Genomic DNA, 17,261 nt, shown 5'->3' with positions numbered 1-17,261 from the left:
AGAACAAGATCGATAATGGTTGGCAAATTTATCACTTTCGAAGGCATCGACGGCGCAGGCAAGTCGACCCACATCGCATTCGTGGCCGACCTGCTGAAGGCGCAGGGAAAACGCGTGGTGGTGACGCGCGAACCGGGTGGCACGCCGCTGGGGGAAAAGCTGCGCGACCTGCTGCTGCACGAAAAAATGCATCTTGAAACGGAGGCGCTGCTCATGTTCGCGGCGCGCCGAGAACATCTGGCCCAAGTGATCGAGCCGGCGCTGGCGCGCGGCGACTGGGTCATATCCGACCGCTTCACCGACGCGACGTTCGCCTATCAGGGCGGGGGGCGGAAGCTGGCGATTGACAAGCTGACGGCGCTTGAACAGTGGGTGCATCCGAACCTGCAGCCGGACTTGACGCTGCTGTTCGATGTGCCGCTGGAAGTTGCCCGGGCCCGCCTGGACGCGACACGCGAGCTCGACAAGTTCGAACAGGAAAAGGCGGATTTTTTCGACGCTACCCGGCGCGAATACCTGCGCCGTGCTGCCGAATTTCCCGGCCGCTTCCGCGTCATCGACTCGACCCGCAGCATTCCGGTGATTCAAGAAGAACTCGCCAGTCTCGTCCGCGGCATTTGAGATTGAAAAGCACATGACCGACGCCCTGTATCCCTGGCAAAGCGCGCCCTGGCAGCAACTGCAGCAGTTAAAGCAGCGGCTGCCGCACGCCATCCTGTTCCACGGACCCGAGGGCATAGGAAAGACGGCGTTCGCCGAGCGATTCGCGCAGTCGCTGCTCTGCCAGTCGCCACGACCGGACGGCCACGCCTGCGGCGCCTGCGATTCCTGCGGCTGGTTCAGCCAGTACAACCATCCCGACTACCGTCGCGTGCGCCCCGAGGCGCTGGAGGATGAGGCCAGCGAGGCCGAAGACGGCGCCGAGGCGGGCGAGGGTAAAAAATCCGGCAAGGCGAGCAAGACGCCATCCAAGGAAATCAAGATCGACCAGATTCGTGCGCTGGCCGATTTCATGAACATATCGACCCATCGCCAGGGCATGCGGGTGGTGCTGTTGTATCCGGCCGAGGCGCTCAATACGGCAGCGGCCAACGCATTGCTCAAGACGCTGGAGGAGCCGCCGCCGCACACCATGTTCCTGCTGGTGTCGAATAGCCTGGAGCGCCTGCTGCCGACCATTCTGTCGCGTTGCCGCAAGTTCGCCCTCGCGCTGCCTTCAGCCGAGCAGGCGCTGGCCTGGCTGCAAGAACAGGGCGTGAAGGATGGCGATGTCTGGCTGGCGGAGCAGGGCGGCGCGCCGCTTGCCGCGCATGCCGCTGCGGAATCGGGCTCGCGTGAAATAATGGACGAGTTCCTGCAACTGCTGGCCAAACCGGGCGTCGATGGCGCATTGAAGGGCGCGGAGCGGCTGCAGAAAGTGCCGGTGACCGAGCTGGTCGGATGGTTGCAGCGCTGGTTGTATGATGTGTTTTCGCTCAAGCTTTCCGGCAGAATCCGGTATTATCCGCGCTACCAGAAAGAACTGGCGGCTTTGGCCGGGCAGGCCGACGTGGCTGGACTGCTGCGTGCGCTGAAATTCTTGAATGAGCGCCGCGCAGTCGCCGAACACCCGTTGTCGGCCCGCCTGTTCATTGAAGACATGCTGCTCAGTTATTCCACTCTTTTTGCCGCGCGAGCGTGAAAGGACAGTCATGGCCGAACCTACAGCAAATCCCGCAACCGCACCCGGTGCCAATCCGGCGGTGGCCCGTCCCTCTGTACTATCGTTGCCGATCAAGGAAAAAGCTGCCCTGTACGCAGCCTACATGCCCTTCCTGGCCAATGGCGGGATTTTTGTACCGACCAACAAGCGCTACAAGATCGGCGATGAAATCTACCTGATCCTGACCTTGATGGACGACCCGACCAAGTATCCGATCGCCGGCAAGATCGCCTGGGTTACGCCGCCTGGCGCGAACAACAACAAGGCGCAAGGCGTCGGCGTGCAGTTTTCTGCCGATGAAAGCGGCCAGCGCGTCAAGGCGCGCATAGAGGAGCTGCTCGGCGCGGCGCTGCGTTCCTCGCGTGCCACGCATACCCTGTAACTACACTACCGCCATGCCGTTTTCGCACCGCACAGCCCGTTTCGACGACCTGCCCGCCATCGTCGCCATCTACAACAGCACCGTTCCATCGCGCCAAGTGACCGCCGATACCGAGCCGGTCACGGTCGAGTCGCGCCACAAGTGGTTCGCCGACCATACGCCGGACAAGCGTCCGTTGTGGGTGGCCGAAGAAGAGGGGCGGGTGATCGGCTGGCTGTCGTACTCGAATTTTTACGGGCGCCCCGCCTATTCCGGAACGGCGGAACTGTCGATCTATCTGCATGAGGATGCGCGCGGCAAGGGGCTGGGACGGTACTTTTTGCAGCAAGCCATCGACTTTGCGCCCGAGATCGGCGTGCATACGCTGCTGGGCTTTATTTTCGGCCACAACACGCCCAGCCTGAAGCTGTTCGAGGTGTTCGGCTTCGACCGATGGGCGCATATGCCGCGCGTGGCGACACTGGATGGCATAGAACGCGACCTGATTATTGTCGGCAAGCGTGTAGCCTGAGAGAAATAACGTCCCCGCTAGGCCCGACATCGTGGACCGTCGTAAAATAGGCGGCATGTTTATCGATTCCCATTGTCACATCGACTTTCCCGATCTGGCGGCCCGTCTGCCAGAGATTTTTAGCAAGATGGTCGACAACCAAGTCAGCCATGCGCTATGCGTCTCGGTTGATCTGCCGGATTTTCCGCGCGTGCTCGCTCTTGCAGAAAAATATCCGAATATCTATGCCTCCGTCGGCGTCCATCCCGATTATGAGGAAACGCCGGAGCCGACTGTCGAAGAACTGGTGCGGCTGTCGAAGCATCCGAAAATCGTCGCGATTGGCGAAACCGGCCTCGATTACTACCGGCTGGAAGGCGACCTGGAATGGCAGCGCGCACGTTTTCGCAACCATATCCGCGCATCGCGCGAAACCGGCAAGCCGCTGATTATCCATACCCGCTCGGCATCGGACGATACTATCCGTATCATGCGGGAAGAGGGGGCGGGCCCAAATGCGGGCGGTGCCGGCGGGGTGATGCATTGTTTTACCGAGTCGCTCGCGGTGGCCGAGGCGGCGATGGAGATGGGTTTTTACATCTCGTTTTCCGGCATCGTCACTTTCAAGAACGCGAAGGAATTGCATGAAGTCGCGCGCGCCGTGCCGCTCGAACGCATGCTGATCGAAACCGACTCGCCTTACCTGGCGCCGGTGCCGTTCCGGGGAAAAATGAATGAGCCGGGATTGGTGCGGCATGTGGCGGAGTTCCTGGCGTCGCTGAAACAGGTTCCGCTCGAACAGGTGGCGCAGCAAACGACGGATAACTTCTTCAACCTGTTCAAGATCGCGCGCTGAACCGTATGGCCGAAGCTGTTCAAGAGAAAGGACATCGACGGCGCATGCCGCTTTCGCGGCGCGCCGTGCTGGGTGCAGCAATGCTTGCGTGTTTGCCGCCACTGGTATTTGCCGGTGCTTACGAGGATTTTTTCCTGGCGGTGAAGAATGACAACGCGCAGGCTGTCAAAGCGCTCCTGGCACGCGGACTCGACGCCAACCTGATTGAAGCCGAGCGCAATGACACGGGATTGATTCTGGCGCTGCGGGAAGAGGCGATGAAGGTGTTCATGGTGTTGCTGAATGCCGAAGGAATCGACATCGAAGCCAAGTCGCGCAATGGCGACAATGCGCTGATGATCGCCTGCTACAAGGGGAACAAGGCTGCAGTCGAAGCCCTGCTGCGCAAAGGGGCCGAGGTTAATCGACCGGGGTGGGCACCTCTGCATTATGCCGCCGCCATCGGCAGCAACGATATCGTGCAGCTATTGCTCGACAAGTCCGCTTATATCGACGCCGAATCGCCCAACAAGACCACTCCGATCATGATGGCGGCAAGAGGCGGGCATATTTATACGGTGAAGCTGTTGCTTGATGAAGGCGCAGATGCGACGCTCAAAAACGAATTGGGCATGACCGCGATCGACTTTGCCCAGAAACACGGATACAAGGACATCGTGGAGGGGCTGACGTATCGCTTGAAAAAGGCGGGCAAGCTTTGATGCCAATGTCGTCGTGCCGAGGAAGATAGTCAATCCAGCCCAATCCTGTCGCCCCATACGCCAAAGCGCACGCTGTTACTGGTGGCCATGAAGTGCAACTTGAGCCTGGCGATATCGGCCGCGACATCAGATGGAAACCCCTGGCGGCCGCCACGGCGGTCGATCATCAATTCATCAAGGTAGCGCTCGCATTGCAATGGACGCTTCCAAACCTCGGCTAGCCGGTTTGCGATACGTGGAAACTTCATGGAGAGCGCAGTGGGGCGGCTTTCTTTGGGCAGTGTCGCCAGCCATTTAAAGGTATGCGTCGCCAGATCCTGAACGGCGGCATGCTGAGGCTTGCGCCTAGTTTCCCAAAGTGTCGCTATCTGCGGCAGGATGCGGCCCGGCATGCCGTCATTCTGCAGGGCCGCTCTCGCTTCCTCGATCGATATCTTTGTAAAGGGGATGTGATCCATACTCCAGTCTCCAGGCATAAGCAGATCAAATACGACAAACCCGCCTATCCCCTTGGTGCTTGGCCCGATCAGGTACAAGTGGCTTGCCAGAGGAATGCGGAAGTAAAACCGAATGCGAGTAGCAACTTAGAAAGTTTTCTTGTTGTCAATTTTTCGCAATATTAGCATCGTTTCAATTTGTTACTAAATTTGTAATATAAATTGATTACCTGGCTAATATTGTAAATTCTCTATGCTGCAACGCGGAATGAGTCATTGATCGAATTGAGACTATTCCGGCGCTTATGCCGGAAAGCGCTGGTCTATTCCATCCTTTGCAAGCTGCTACAGTGCCGGGGTGGCCAGTTCTGAGTCCGGAAACGTATGCATTGTTGCAATTTGAGCTTCAGCACCAAGAAAGTCATGCGTACTTCCCTTGACCGTCACTGACGAGGGGCAGTGGATGTCAATATCCATCCCTGCCAGCTTGATATATCCGCCGCCTGATGCCACCAGGATCTCCTGTTTGGCCTGAATTTTGATGCTGCCATTGCTGGAGGTGACGATCAGCGCACGCTCCGCCAGCGCATCCACCGCTCCCGTATGAGCGCGAATGGAAACCGGCTCCTTGGCAGCGATGACTTTCACGCCGCCGGTTCCGGTAAACAGGGATGTGGCATGAGCCGCTGCCACGGAAACGGCTTGCTTCGCGCTCATGCGCAGCGCCGACGCAGAGGTCAAGCTGAGATCCTGGCCTGCCAGCGCTACGGAGGAGGCCGGCGTGGCCGCCATGACAGCAGCCTGGCTGTCGAGCAGCGTAATCGGTTGCGCGAACGATGCGGCGCTCTGCCCATCGGTCTGATGGGTAGCCGCGGCTGTATTGATCAGCTGCCGGATACCATCGGCAGAAGAGGAGGGCAGCGCCTGGTGCTGCCCGGCTGCGCTAGACAATGCCTTTGCCAGATCGGCGGCGCGGGCCAGCCGGCCTTGTGCTTCTTGTGTGTCGAGTTGAGTAGAGGCAGCACCGCCTTTTTGTGCGGTGGAGATGAAGAGCCCTCGCATTGCGCGTAGCGTGCCCCATGCATCGGATACCAACTCAAAGCCCGTTCCACGAAATGCACTGCGCATGTTGCCGTTCTGCCGGATCAGGTACCCGAGATTCAACTGGCTTGTCGCATATGAAGACGCGAGCGACTGGCGTAGTTGCCGCGGGCTGTCGTCGATCACCCAATGGTTGCATCCGCTTGCTCCATATTCTTTCGTGCGGATTCCGGCCAAGGCGGCAGGATGATTATCGGCGCCGTGATACGGAGGTGCATCGGTGTCGTTGTAGAGCTGGCCGACAACCACGGGCCGATCGATATCTCCATCGATGAAATCGACCATCACCTCCTGTCCAATACGGGCAATGAAGTTGCTGCCCCAGTTTGCACCGGCGGCAGGCTCGGCCAGGCGCACCCAAGTCCCCGCAGCCTCATTGCCGGAAGCATTCGAGGTTGCAGGATGATCGAGCTGGCCGTTGGCTGGCAACTCGCCGCGTTGCCACGGAAACTGCACCTTGATGCGATGATCACGCTCCGTGGTAATTTCCTCGTTTGCCACGCCGACTACTAGCGCCACTTGCGGGCCGCCGGCAGTTGGCTTTGAGGGCAAGCCGACAGGACGAATGGGCGTTGCTCGGGAAACGCAAGTGAAATGATTGCAGTAGGTGCCGGCTTCGGCCGTGCTTCGTTCCAGTAGCCCGGTGTCATGCGATGACAGATTGTTGGCTCCTTGATGCTCAATTGAAAGCACGACATATTCGGCCTGTTCGCATGCTGGATGGCCGGCCAATTCGAACCAGCAGCCGATGGAAAATGCGCGAACCGAACTCTCGCCATGACAAAGCTGGTATTGCATGGCAAGCGATTCGGCGCGGGCACGGGCTATGCGCGCACTCTCGTCAGGGCCGGAATAGCGATAGGCGCCCCGTCCTTCATATAGTTCCAGCGGCGGCAGCTGTTGTGCGCCGAGTGTCGCTTGATCTTCTGCGTCATGCGCACTCAAGCCCTTGTAATCCCAGCTGGACAATGCAGTCGTGTTTGCCTTTACTTCGCGTCGTTGCGCAAATAGCGTTATCGTGTCGTGCGGCTCGGTGGCATCGGTGCGATGCAAACGTACTTGGCGCTGTGCACATTGCGCCAGCGCGGCATTGTCGTCAAACACGACGACACAGTGCCGTGCATGCAGGGCCACTGCTTTCTTTTCCAAATGAGCGCCGCCGGCATCATGGCAGATATAGAAGTTCAAGCCCTCTTCAGCAAGCAGGCGCGTAACGAACAGGTAATCCGACTCCCGATATTGCATCGTGACGGAACGCTTGGGAAGCGGCGTGCTGACGTCGAAGCGATAATTCGCAAGCGGGTAATCCCGGAACACCTCGTCGATGATCTCGAGCACGGTTTTATCCTGGAATACGTAACTGTCTCGGCGCAGCGTGAGCGCGTGCAGCCAGGGTTCAAGCCTTAATCGGTATCGACTCAGCGAACCGTCGCTTCCGAGTTGGCTGACCGCCGTCACGATACCGTGAAATGCGCGCCTGCTGCCATCAGCAAGCCGTATGCGCAGGCTGGCTTCTTCTCCGTTCAACGCTCCGAGCCTGCGATGCGCTGAAGTGGCCAGGCAATCGACATCGAAGCGAAACAGCCCGGACATGGCTTCGCGCCCGGTAAAGCTCACTGCAATCAGTGCATCCGGGCCGAGTGCGGTTTCCAAGGATATCAAGCGGGAATGCTGCGACAGACCGTGCAGCTGCGCTGGAAGGCTAGCGCCCCTCAGATCGGGGGGCGTGGCGAGTGATGGTGAAAAGTCTGAACTGAAAGGGCTGTTCATCTTCTATAAACCGATGGTGGACGAAGCCAGCGATCAGGGCAGGCTGATCGTGATATTGGCAACCTTGGGCGCGAGCTTGATGATGTCGAAGTAAGGGGCAAGTACCGTGTTGGTATGCGCGGATAGCAGCCAGTTCAGGCCTGCATAGACCATGGCACCAAGCAGCGCTAGCGCTGAAACGATGACCCACATCGGAATTTCGGCCCTCATCAGGTGCGCGATGTTGTCGGACGACTTCCAGTGCGGTGCAAACTGGGCCCGCTTTCCTTTCAGATGGGCGATTTCCTTGTCCAGCGTCGCAATCAGATAGTTCAGTTTCTCTTTGCTCTCCAGCATGTACTTTCCCTGAAATCCCGTCAGCAGGCACATGTAGAAGACTTCCAGCGTTTGTATGCTGGCCTGGCCGCGGTGCCGGATTTCCTCCAGCTTGACATAAAAGTTTTCGCCGGCGAGCTGGTCGCCGAACAGCGTCAGCTGCAATGGCGCCCGTTCCCAAACGTCTCGAATAGCGATGTCGGATGACAGGATGGTTTCGTCGAGCGCCGCGCAAAAAGCGTATTTGGAGGCGTATACATCGTCCACCGAAACGTCCAATGCGTGTGCATTACGTTCGAAGTTGTCGAGAAAGCGGCATACCTGTGCCGTGAATCGCTCCGCATCAACCGGCATGTGTCGGTTCTTAAGCAACAGCAAGAGATAAAAACCGTCGTGCATCAGATCGAGCAGCGTACGAGATCCGACGAGTGGATCTTGCCGCAGCATAGTGTCCTCGGTGTACAGCGACGGTGCACGGTTCATAGTGGCAGGGGAAAGTGTGGTGGCATTCATTGCGTCACGGCGAATAGTTCGAGCTTCAGGTTCCTAAAACCTGCGGTTGTATAGATCATGATCGAACCAGACTGGATCATGCGTTCATAGAGCGAACCGTGCGGTTCGATCGAAAAGTAGTAGCAGCCGGGGCGTACCGGGATTGGCGCAGGAACTTGCGGGGCGGCCATCAGGCGAACGCCGGGCATGGCCGATGACACCATCTTTTCCACATCATCCGGTGCGCCAACCTTGAAGCGCTGAGGGACGGCTTCCACCAGATCGGCAGGCGGCATATCCGCCGTCACCCCGAGGTAGTAGGCAGCATTGCTCGCGGCTTTTTCCGAATCCAGGCGCCCAAGGTGGAACGCTGGCTTGGATTCCGTCAGCATGACCGAGAAGTAGCGCGACGAGATGACTGTTTCCAGCAGTTCCCGGATGATCTGATCCAGCTTCAGGAATTCAGGTCCTGGGGCGGCATGGTGGTAGACCGGCAGGTCAGAAAGGCTGTATGTCTTTGAAAAGGTCAGCAATTGCCCCGCGAGGCGAAGCAATTCCTGGAACTGCCGCTCGGGATGCAGGCCAGGATGGCGGAACAGGTGCTGCAGCGTGGCGCACGCCGTGTTGACGGTATGGAGCAACCAGAATGATGCGACATCGCCGGAGCGGAATTCGACGATATTCAAGGAGGGTTCCCGGTGGTAGTCGTAGAGCGCATGTGCTTTTGCCTGCAGGATTTCGATCAGCCGACGCACCATCTGGTACAGAGGGAGGCATGACTGGATGCTGACGACGGGCGGAATGAAGTTTTCATCCAGTTCATATCCGCCGGAACTGGTGGAGCGTACGCGGGCCAATGGCAGGGAGACGTATTGTTCACGGTTGTCGCGGTCCGACAGGATGCGTACCGACTTCTTCAGGATGGATACTGTCGACTCGATCGCATTGGTATAGAGATCAGGGGCGGGTTCGTCATGCTGATGATAGCGAAAGACTTGGCCTGCCTCGTTCATGCACACGGAAAAATTCGGGCCGAGATCGCGCAGATAGGGTAAGGCCAGGTGGAATACGACGCCGTTACCGTAGTGATCTAGGGTTGTCAGGTCGATGGGGGCAGGCAGGTCGTCTCCGCCAGGTGCATTGACGCTTTCGCCATCGGGGAGGATGGCGCTGACTTCCGCAATGCGCAGCACCCCGGACGCAAGGGCATCCATGTCGAACTTCAGGCTGCGGATTCCCCATAAATAGGGATGGGCCGCGCGGCCGAATTCGATCAACCGGGCTTCATGGTACCGGTCCTGGCGCTGGAAATGCTGCGGGCGCAGGAACAAGCCTTCGCCCCAGAGAATTTTTGACGGATAGTTCATTGGATTTTCGAAGAAAAGGTAGAGATGGCTACCGGATTAGTTGCATTTAACTGAAGACAGCAGGGCAGTATCGTTCAACGTCATGCCCGAAGGCGCCATGCTCGTGGCGGTCATTGCACAGGCGTGCAGGCCCAAGGTGATGTCCGTTGCTTCGGCCGCAGCGACACCGAATGCGAAGCGCCAGCGCTTTCTGTCTGGCGAGCGAAACAGCGTCACCACACCGAGGTATGCCATTTCGTCGGTCATTTTCTCGGCCAGATCCAGCCGTTGACCTGGCGCGAGCGTCAATTCGCGGACATCCATCAAGTCGGCGCCGAAGCTCTCTTTTTCTCGCTCGATATGGCCGAACACCGAGTGTGGCGCGGCGAGAAAGGTATTGATGTCTTTCAGCTTGTACAGTCGGACGATTGCTGACAATCCATTTCCATTGTCATCGGCGTTGAGATTCCTTGAGGCATCCAAATGCATCCTGATGGTTCTGGCACTGCCATTCGCGGCTGATTTTTGAGAGGTATTGACGCCGACTGCATCTAGCGCAATTTGCGCCACCTTGTCTGTTGTGGTCCGGAGGGTTCCGCAAGCCGCAAGAAAAATGCTGCAAAACAATAATGAAAGGGAGCGGCGTGTCCGCTCCGGAAAATTCTCTTTTGTTACACAAGGTTGCAGTTTTTTAACTAAATCGGTCCAAAAACACCGTTCGTCTGCGTTTTTCGCCATTTCTTGTCCGGACTAAAGATCAGATATCAAAAAAGAAATTGTCTTTTTCACAATTATTAAGTTAGTATATATGAAACATTGCAAATGTGATAATTGAATGTTTGATAATTGTTTCTGATTGGTAGTTTGCAGAAGCAGCCGTTTATGAACGTAGCAACGAGCTGATGCCGCTGCGTTCTTTGCTAACCGTGACCTCACTTCAATGAAAATATCCATGATGAACTTCACCGGCCGACGCAGTTCTTGTCGTTTTAATGGAAAGCGTTTTTTTGCCATCCCTGCGCTTTGCCTTACTTTGGTGGTTGGTTGCACTACGACAATTAATTCTGATCGCGCTCAGGCGCAACTTGAATCCTTGAGCAAGGAAGCTGATACCGCGCTTTCCGCTGGGCAGCGAGACAAGGCAATTTCCCTCCTTAATCAAGCGGCCAAGGAAAATCCAACCAGCGTGCTCCCATGGATGAAAATGGCAAAAATATCGTTCGATGAAGGGGACTATCCAGCCACCATTCAGGCGGCGAATGAAGCACTTCAGCGCGACTCCGCGAACCAGGAGGCAAAGAGTCTGCTGGTCGTTTCGGGCTTGCGTATCGCCTCGAACTCCGTGGTGGGATTGCGTTCGTTAAATGCCGTGAACTCGAACGTACGCGTCGAGGCGGAAAACTTGACGGATTCCCTGCGTGCCGTGCTTGGCGAGAAAGTACTCGTCCCTGCGCCCGCAGCCGAGAGCCGGCCTGCCAGCCGCCCGACGCCGCGAAAAGCGAAGCGCGCCGCTCCCACGCGCACCGTCGTCCAAACACAAGCCGGTGCGGACGTCGCCGATCCGTTCAAGTCGCTGAAGTAAACCAGCGCACCTCACTTCATTCTGATTTTTCCACTGGAAGGAATACCCATGTCCAAGAAAGAAAGCGTGCAGAAGAAGCTGCAGCGCGTGCGCCCCCCCCGGGTACAACTGACCTATGACGTCGAAATTGGCGACGCCATCGAGCAAAAGGAGATTCCGTTTGTTGTCGGCGTAATGGGCGATTTTTCCGGAACTTCCGCGAATCCACTGCCGAGGCTGAAAGAACGCAAATTCGTCAGCGTCGATATGGACAATTTCGACGACGTGATGAAGGGCCTCGCCCCGAGAACCGCATGTCGCGTAAAAAACACGCTCAGCAATCAAGGTGGTGAATTTGCAGTCGGCCTTACGTTCAAGTCGATCGAAGATTTTCGGCCGGAGTCCGTGGTGCAGCAGGTGGAGCCACTGCGCAAGTTGCTCGATGCCCGCACCAAGTTATCGGACTTGCGCAACAAGCTCGCCGCGAACGACAAGCTGGAAGACGTATTGAGTGAAGTGCTGGCCAATACCGAGAAACTGAAACGGCTCGGCGACGAAGCCAAGCGCACGGAGGACTGATATGGCAGCCCAAGCTCAAGCCGTTCAGGCATATGCGGAGCAGACGTCGGAAAGCTTGCTCGACCAAGTGATTAACCAGAGCAGGGTTGCCCGGTCAGAGAGCGAGCGCACCCGGGCCCGCGATTTGATCGGCGAGTTGGTGTCTCAGGTTATGGACGGAACTGTCGTTGTATCGAACAACCTGTCGGCAACGCTCGATGCACGCATTGCCGAATTGGATGCCCTCATCTCGGAGCAGCTCAGCGAAATTCTGCATGCACCGGAATTCCAGCAATTGGAAAGCACCTGGCGCGGGCTGCACTATCTGTGCAGGCATACCTCGACCGGGGAAACGCTGAAAATCAAGATGCTCAACGCTTCCAAGAAGGATCTGGTCCGTGACTTCAACACCGCCATCGATTTCGATCAGGGCGCGCTGTTCAAGAAGGTGTACGAAGAAGAGTTTGGCACTTTCGGCGGAGCCCCATTCGGCGCGCTGATCGGCGATTATGAGCTCACGCGCCAGCCGGAAGATATGTACTTCATCGAGCAGATGTCGCATGTGGCCGCGGCTGCGCACGCACCCTTCATTTCGGCTGCCTCGCCGGAGCTGCTGGGGCTGGAGTCCTTTGCCGACCTAGGCAAGCCACGCGATCTGGCAAAAGTGTTCGATACCCTGGAATACGCCAAGTGGAAATCGTTCCGCGAATCGGAGGATGCGCGCTATGTCGGCCTGACCGTGCCGCGCTTCCTGGGGCGCATGCCTTACCATCCCAAAGAAGGTGCGGTGGTGGAGGGTTTCAAATTTGTCGAAGACGTGGATGGCACCGATCACCAGAAATACCTTTGGGTGAATAGCGCGTATGCCTTTGCCGCACGCTTGACTAATGCATTCGAGCACTTCGGATGGTGCGCCGCGATCCGCGGCGTGGAAGGCGGCGGACTGGTGGAAGACCTGCCAACGCACACATTCAAGACCGACGACGGTGAGATTGCGCTGAAGTGCCCGACCGAAATCGCGATCACCGACCGCCGCGAAAAAGAACTGAGCGACCTCGGGTTTATCCCTCTGGTTCACTGCAAGAACACGGATTACGCCGCATTCTTTGGCGCGCAATCGGTGCAGCGCGCCAAAAAGTACAACACCGATGCTGCCAATGCCAACGCGGTGTTGTCCGCGCAATTGCAATACATCTTCGCCTCCTGCCGCATCGCGCATTACCTGAAGTCGATGATGCGCGACAAGATCGGCAGCTTCGCTGCCGCCTCCAACGTGGAACAGTTTTTGAACAACTGGCTGGCGCAGTATGTGGTGATGGACGACTCCGCGTCGCAGGAAGTCAAGGCGCAGTATCCGTTGCGCGAGGCGGCGGTGCAGGTGTCGGAAGTGCCGGGACGCCCCGGCGTCTATCGCGCCGTCACGTTCCTGCGCCCGCATTTTCAGCTTGATGAACTGAGCGTGTCGTTGCGCCTGGTCGCCGAGTTGCCGCAATCGGCTAAGGCGTAGTTTTTGTTGTTGCAACCAAGCCGGCACTTGCGTGCCTACTATAAAAAGGAGCTTTAAAGAATGAAAGACATATACCTGAAGTTTGAGGGGGGCGATACCAAGATCGAAGGCGAGTCGCGCGACGAAGCCCACCCCAAATGGCTCGAGGCACTGTCCTGGAGTCACTTGATTCGTCAGCCAAAATCGGCGACGGCAAGCACTTCCGGTGGCCATACTGCCGAGCGCTGCGAGCATGGCGACATGGTGTTCGTCAAGGACATCGATTCGACCAGCCCGTCGATCTGGCTGGCATGCAGCCAGGGCGACACCTTTAACAAGGTCACCATCGAATTCATGCGCGCCTCCGGCAAGGACAAGGTCAAGTACCTCGAAATCGTGCTGAACCACGTCATTATTTCGTCGGTGACGCCGGCGGTGGAAGAAGAAGGGCTGCCGACTGAAACCGTTGCGCTGAAATACGCGTCGGTGAAGTGGACCTACACTGTGCAGGGCATCGACGGCAAGAAGGGCGGCAGCAATCCGCAGATGTGGAGCCTGTCGAAGAACAAGGCGACCGAAGCAGTTTAATCGACTGAACCGGTCTCCCCCGCTTGATTGCGGCGCATCGCATGCGCCGCAATTTGCTGCCTGGCCAACTGACTCAATGAACCACGGTTTCTCTTCCCGCGCCAAATATTCACCTACGCTGTTTGAACGCCTGTCCGACGACGCGCCACGCGAGCCCACTGAGCAGCATCCCCTACGGCTGATCACGGCGGATGCGCTGAAGGAATCCGTCGCGTGCGACTTGGAGGCGTTGCTGAATTCGCGCTGCGCTTTCAGTGATGAGGTTTTCGGGCGATATCCGGAAGCATTGCGTTCTATCTCAAGTTACGGCATGAGTGATTTCGTCGGGCTCAGCCTCGCCAATCCTGGGGACAGGAGCCATATCTGCCGTTCGCTGGAACGCACAATCTCGATTCACGAACGCCGCCTCAAGCAGGTGCGCGTGTCGCTCGAACTGGAAGACGGAGCGGTCAACCGGCTGCGCTTTGTCATCAATGCGCTGCTAGTGGTTCATCCATCTACTGAGCCAGTGTTCTTTGACGCGCTGCTGCAGCCGTCCACGCAGCAGTACTTGGTGAACAAGGCAAAGCATACTGCGCCAATCTGAACATCGGACATTCATGGAAACCCTGCTTCCGTACTATGAGCGCGAGCTGACCTTCCTGAGAAGGCTGTCGCACGACTTCGCCAGGCGCTACCCTAAAGTCGCCAACCGGCTACGGCTTTCCGGCGAAACCTGTGAAGATCCCCATATCGAACGACTGATCGAATCGTTTGCCTTCCTGGCCGGACGCATCCACAAAAAGCTCGATGACGACTTCCCGGAAGTGACAGATTCCTTGCTGCAGGTCGTTTATCCCCATTACCTGCGCCCCTTTCCATCGGTTTCGATTGCTCATTTCGATTGTGCTGGCGCTGCGGCACAATTGACAAAAGCGGCATGCATTCCGCGCCAGACGATGCTGCATGCGCGTCCGGTTCGCGGCGTCGCTTGCCGCTTCCGCACCGCATACGAAACCCAGCTTTGGCCTTTACGCATTGTCAAGGCTGGACTGGAAAATGTATTTGACACGGGCAATCTGCCTTCCGCCGTAGCGCAATCGACGGCGTCTGTGATTCGACTCGAACTGCAGGCGATGTCGGAAAGCGCCGGCTTTGACGTTCTTGGCATTGGAAATCTCAGATTTTTCCTGAACGGGGAACCTTCGCTCACCGCATTGCTGCGGGAAGCACTGATGTCCGGGGTTACGGCGATCTGGGTGACGACGCCGCATGCGACGAAAAAAGTTGAACTGCCTTTGCATGCGATTCAGCCGGTCGGCTTTAAGGACGATGAAACGCTGCTGGAACCGGATGCAAGAACCCATCGCGCTTACCAGTTGCTGCTCGAATACTTTGTTTTTCCGGAAAAATTCAATTTCTTCGATCTTGACCTGAGCGCTTTGAAGGGACAGTTGCCGCCGCATGCTCCTAGCATCGTGATTCATATCGGGTTGCGGGAAATGGCGCATACCAATGCCACAGGCAATCTGCTGGATCGGGTTACTAAGGAAAATTTTGTACTTGGCTGCACGCCTGTCGTGAATCTGTTCATGCAGGTACCCGAGCCGATACGCATGACAAATACTGCCGTCAGTTATCCGATCATTGTTGATAGCCGTCGGCCGCAGGCATACGAGATATACGAAATCAGGCGTGTATTCCAGGTGCAGCAGAGTGTAGACGGAGAAGAGATCAGAGAATTCAAGCCGTTCTATTCGATTCGGCATGGCGAGCCGCAGGGAGGACCTGCATGCTACTGGCATGCCAGCTATATGGATGGAGAATCGGGCGAAAACTATTCGATGGAACTGTCGCTGGTGGATTCCAACCTCGACACGAGCCGGCCGCAAACGACTGCCCTGAGCCTGGACCTGGCATGCACCAACCGCGATCTACCCTCGCAACTGCCGTTCGGGCTGGCGGAGGGGGACCTGTTCATCGAAGGCGGCTCTGTGGCGAAAGCCATTAGGCTGCTGCGCAAGCCAACGCCCAGTTATCGATTTCCGCGCGGGCGCGGCGCGCAGTGGCGCCTGATATCGCAGCTGTCGCTCAATCATCTGTCGTTGTCGGGGCAGGGCGTGGATGCAATCAGGGAGATATTGACGCTCTACGATATTACGCGCTCAAGTGCAAATAGCCGGCAGATCACCGGCATCGCCGCCATTGAAAACCGCGCGACGACGGCACGGGTCGCCGGCAATCCGTTCCCCGTGTTCGTGCGAGGACTGGAGATACGTGTGACGGTGGATGAGAGCCATTACGCGGGAATCGGCCTGTTCATGTTCGCGCAGGTACTCGATTATTTCTTTGGCCTGTATGCGCACGCCAATAGTTTTGTTCAAACGTTGTTGGTATCGAAACAAACGGGGCAGGAGTTACTGAAATGCCAGCCAAGAAACGGCGAATCGATCCTGGCTTGATCGAGCGCTTGCGCAGCGAGCCGCAGCGTTTCGAATTCTTTCAGGCCGTTCGCTTGCTGATGGCGCATTACGGGCGCTTGCCAAAGCGGTCGAATCAGGACGTGCTCGGCCAGTTGATCCGGTTCCGAAGCTCGGTCTCACTCGCTTTCCCGCCAAGCGAGATCGAATCGCTTGAATTTAAGCCGGATGAGATGCCGGGCACGGAGCAGCCGGAGACAACCGAAGAGGTAACGTTGACGCCTTCCTTTATCGGCCTGACCGGGCCGATGGGGGTGTTGCCTCGACACTATACTCAGCATGTGGCCGAGCGCGAAACTTATTATCGCGACAGCGCGACACGGGCGTTTCTGGATATTTTCACGAATCGCGCGGTGGCGCTGTTCTACAAAAGCTGGCTGCGTTCGCGCTTGCATCTGCAATATGAGGCGGACCGCAGAAACCGATTTCTGCCGCAGATACTGAGCCTGGCCGGCCTTGGCTTACGCGGCCTGGGTGAACGGAATGGCAGCGGAGCCGGCGGGATTGCCGACGAATCGTTGGCCTACTATGCCGGCACCCTGCGCGAGCGGCCGCATTCTGCACAGCGTTTTGCACAAGTTGCCGCCGATTATTTCCAGGTTCATTGTCGCGTCGAACAGTTTGTCGGCAGCTGGCTTGAGGTGCCGGAACTGGAACGTACTGCGCTCGGCACGGGGAATTGTGAGCTTGGCAAGACCACATTTTGCGGATCCAGAATGTGGGATCGGCAGGGCAAGATGCGGCTTGTCCTCGGTCCGCTGCGCAGGCAGCAGTTTGATGCATTTCTTCCTGCCGGTTCAGCGTCGGTCAACCTGCGACGGCTGTATCGGCTCATGGTCGGCGCCACCATCGACTGCGAGGTCTGTCTCATTCTCGACGGCCGTGATGTCGCTGGCGCAACACTAAATGGCGGCCCGGGAAACATTCGCCTCGGATGGAACGGCTGGCTTGCCTCGTCGCCCGCAAGGGCGGACGCACACGATGTCTGTTATGTGCTGCCGACCGACAAATCCTGAC

General features: G+C 57.4%; 18 protein-coding genes. 13 read left to right on the top strand and 5 right to left on the bottom strand.

Annotation, left to right across the window (positions count from 1 at the left end; genetic code table 11):
- Nucleotides 1-12 precede the first annotated feature (12 nt).
- The 6 genes from tmk to TSA66_RS19645 are packed head-to-tail and all read left to right on the top strand — an operon-like array spanning nt 13 to nt 4,131.
- A complete protein-coding gene (tmk, locus tag TSA66_RS19670; RefSeq protein ID WP_094299014.1) occupies nt 13-621 on the top strand; it encodes a dTMP kinase in 609 nt (202 codons plus the stop codon).
- 13 nt (nt 622-634) lie between these two features.
- Nucleotides 635-1,681 carry a DNA polymerase III subunit delta' gene (locus TSA66_RS19665; protein WP_040041211.1) on the top strand — a complete coding sequence of 349 codons (1,047 nt, stop codon included), beginning with the start codon at nt 635-637 and terminating at the stop codon, nt 1,679-1,681.
- Nucleotides 1,682-1,691: 10 nt separating this feature from the next.
- Nucleotides 1,692-2,084, top strand: a complete 393-nt coding sequence (locus TSA66_RS19660; RefSeq protein WP_040041210.1) for a PilZ domain-containing protein — start codon at nt 1,692-1,694, stop codon at nt 2,082-2,084.
- A gap of 13 nt (nt 2,085-2,097) precedes the next feature.
- Nucleotides 2,098-2,595, top strand: a complete 498-nt coding sequence (locus TSA66_RS19655; protein WP_040041209.1) for a GNAT family N-acetyltransferase — start codon at nt 2,098-2,100, stop codon at nt 2,593-2,595.
- Nucleotides 2,596-2,650: 55 nt separating this feature from the next.
- Nucleotides 2,651-3,430, top strand: coding sequence for a TatD family hydrolase (locus TSA66_RS19650; RefSeq protein ID WP_040041208.1), 780 nt, complete (start codon nt 2,651-2,653; stop codon nt 3,428-3,430).
- A gap of 44 nt (nt 3,431-3,474) precedes the next feature.
- On the top strand, nt 3,475-4,131 hold the full coding sequence (locus TSA66_RS19645) for an ankyrin repeat domain-containing protein (RefSeq protein ID WP_040041207.1): 657 nt from the start codon (nt 3,475-3,477) through the stop codon (nt 4,129-4,131).
- 29 nt (nt 4,132-4,160) lie between these two features.
- Here the strand turns inward: TSA66_RS19645 and TSA66_RS25790 are convergent, their stop codons facing one another.
- The 5 genes from TSA66_RS25790 to tssJ all read right to left on the bottom strand — a co-directional run bounded on the left by TSA66_RS25790 (nt 4,161) and on the right by tssJ (nt 10,330).
- A complete protein-coding gene (locus TSA66_RS25790) occupies nt 4,161-4,589 on the bottom strand; it encodes a hypothetical protein (RefSeq protein ID WP_157691734.1) in 429 nt (142 codons plus the stop codon).
- Between the two features lie 324 nt (nt 4,590-4,913).
- Nucleotides 4,914-7,331: a type VI secretion system Vgr family protein gene (locus tag TSA66_RS19635; RefSeq protein ID WP_198358855.1), complete on the bottom strand. Its 2,418-nt coding sequence runs from the start codon at nt 7,329-7,331 to the stop codon at nt 4,914-4,916.
- A gap of 141 nt (nt 7,332-7,472) precedes the next feature.
- Nucleotides 7,473-8,237, bottom strand: coding sequence for a type IVB secretion system protein IcmH/DotU (gene icmH, locus TSA66_RS19630; RefSeq protein WP_040041206.1), 765 nt, complete (start codon nt 8,235-8,237; stop codon nt 7,473-7,475).
- 26 nt (nt 8,238-8,263) lie between these two features.
- On the bottom strand, nt 8,264-9,613 hold the full coding sequence (tssK, locus tag TSA66_RS19625) for a type VI secretion system baseplate subunit TssK (RefSeq protein ID WP_040041205.1): 1,350 nt from the start codon (nt 9,611-9,613) through the stop codon (nt 8,264-8,266).
- 36 nt (nt 9,614-9,649) lie between these two features.
- A complete protein-coding gene (tssJ, locus tag TSA66_RS26365; protein WP_084199753.1) occupies nt 9,650-10,330 on the bottom strand; it encodes a type VI secretion system lipoprotein TssJ in 681 nt (226 codons plus the stop codon).
- Between the two features lie 214 nt (nt 10,331-10,544).
- On the opposite strand from tssJ, the gene TSA66_RS27115 reads away from it, so the two are divergent.
- The 7 genes from TSA66_RS27115 to tssG all read left to right on the top strand — a co-directional run bounded on the left by TSA66_RS27115 (nt 10,545) and on the right by tssG (nt 17,260).
- A complete protein-coding gene (locus tag TSA66_RS27115) occupies nt 10,545-11,174 on the top strand; it encodes a tetratricopeptide repeat protein (protein ID WP_157691733.1) in 630 nt (209 codons plus the stop codon).
- A 48-nt stretch (nt 11,175-11,222) separates the two neighbouring features.
- Complete coding sequence (tssB, locus tag TSA66_RS19610; RefSeq protein WP_040041203.1) at nt 11,223-11,732, top strand: type VI secretion system contractile sheath small subunit; 510 nt, start codon at nt 11,223-11,225, stop codon at nt 11,730-11,732.
- Between the two features lies 1 nt (nt 11,733).
- On the top strand, nt 11,734-13,218 hold the full coding sequence (tssC, locus tag TSA66_RS19605) for a type VI secretion system contractile sheath large subunit (protein ID WP_040041202.1): 1,485 nt from the start codon (nt 11,734-11,736) through the stop codon (nt 13,216-13,218).
- 60 nt (nt 13,219-13,278) lie between these two features.
- A complete protein-coding gene (locus TSA66_RS19600; protein ID WP_040041201.1) occupies nt 13,279-13,785 on the top strand; it encodes an Hcp family type VI secretion system effector in 507 nt (168 codons plus the stop codon).
- Between the two features lie 76 nt (nt 13,786-13,861).
- A complete protein-coding gene (gene tssE / locus TSA66_RS19595) occupies nt 13,862-14,371 on the top strand; it encodes a type VI secretion system baseplate subunit TssE (protein WP_040041200.1) in 510 nt (169 codons plus the stop codon).
- A gap of 13 nt (nt 14,372-14,384) precedes the next feature.
- Nucleotides 14,385-16,226: a type VI secretion system baseplate subunit TssF gene (gene tssF / locus TSA66_RS19590; RefSeq protein ID WP_040041199.1), complete on the top strand. Its 1,842-nt coding sequence runs from the start codon at nt 14,385-14,387 to the stop codon at nt 16,224-16,226.
- Nucleotides 16,190-17,260 (top strand): type VI secretion system baseplate subunit TssG, encoded by a 1,071-nt coding sequence (gene tssG, locus TSA66_RS19585; protein WP_040041198.1) that lies wholly within the window; start codon nt 16,190-16,192, stop codon nt 17,258-17,260. The genes tssF and tssG overlap by 37 nt, the downstream gene beginning before the upstream one ends.
- Nucleotide 17,261 lies beyond the last annotated feature (1 nt).

It is taken from the genome of Noviherbaspirillum autotrophicum, assembly GCF_000818395.1.
GTDB lineage: Bacteria > Pseudomonadota > Gammaproteobacteria > Burkholderiales > Burkholderiaceae_D > Noviherbaspirillum > Noviherbaspirillum autotrophicum.
Note: the sequence above shows the minus strand (reverse complement) of the source record. Positions and strands in the feature narration are given on the sequence as shown.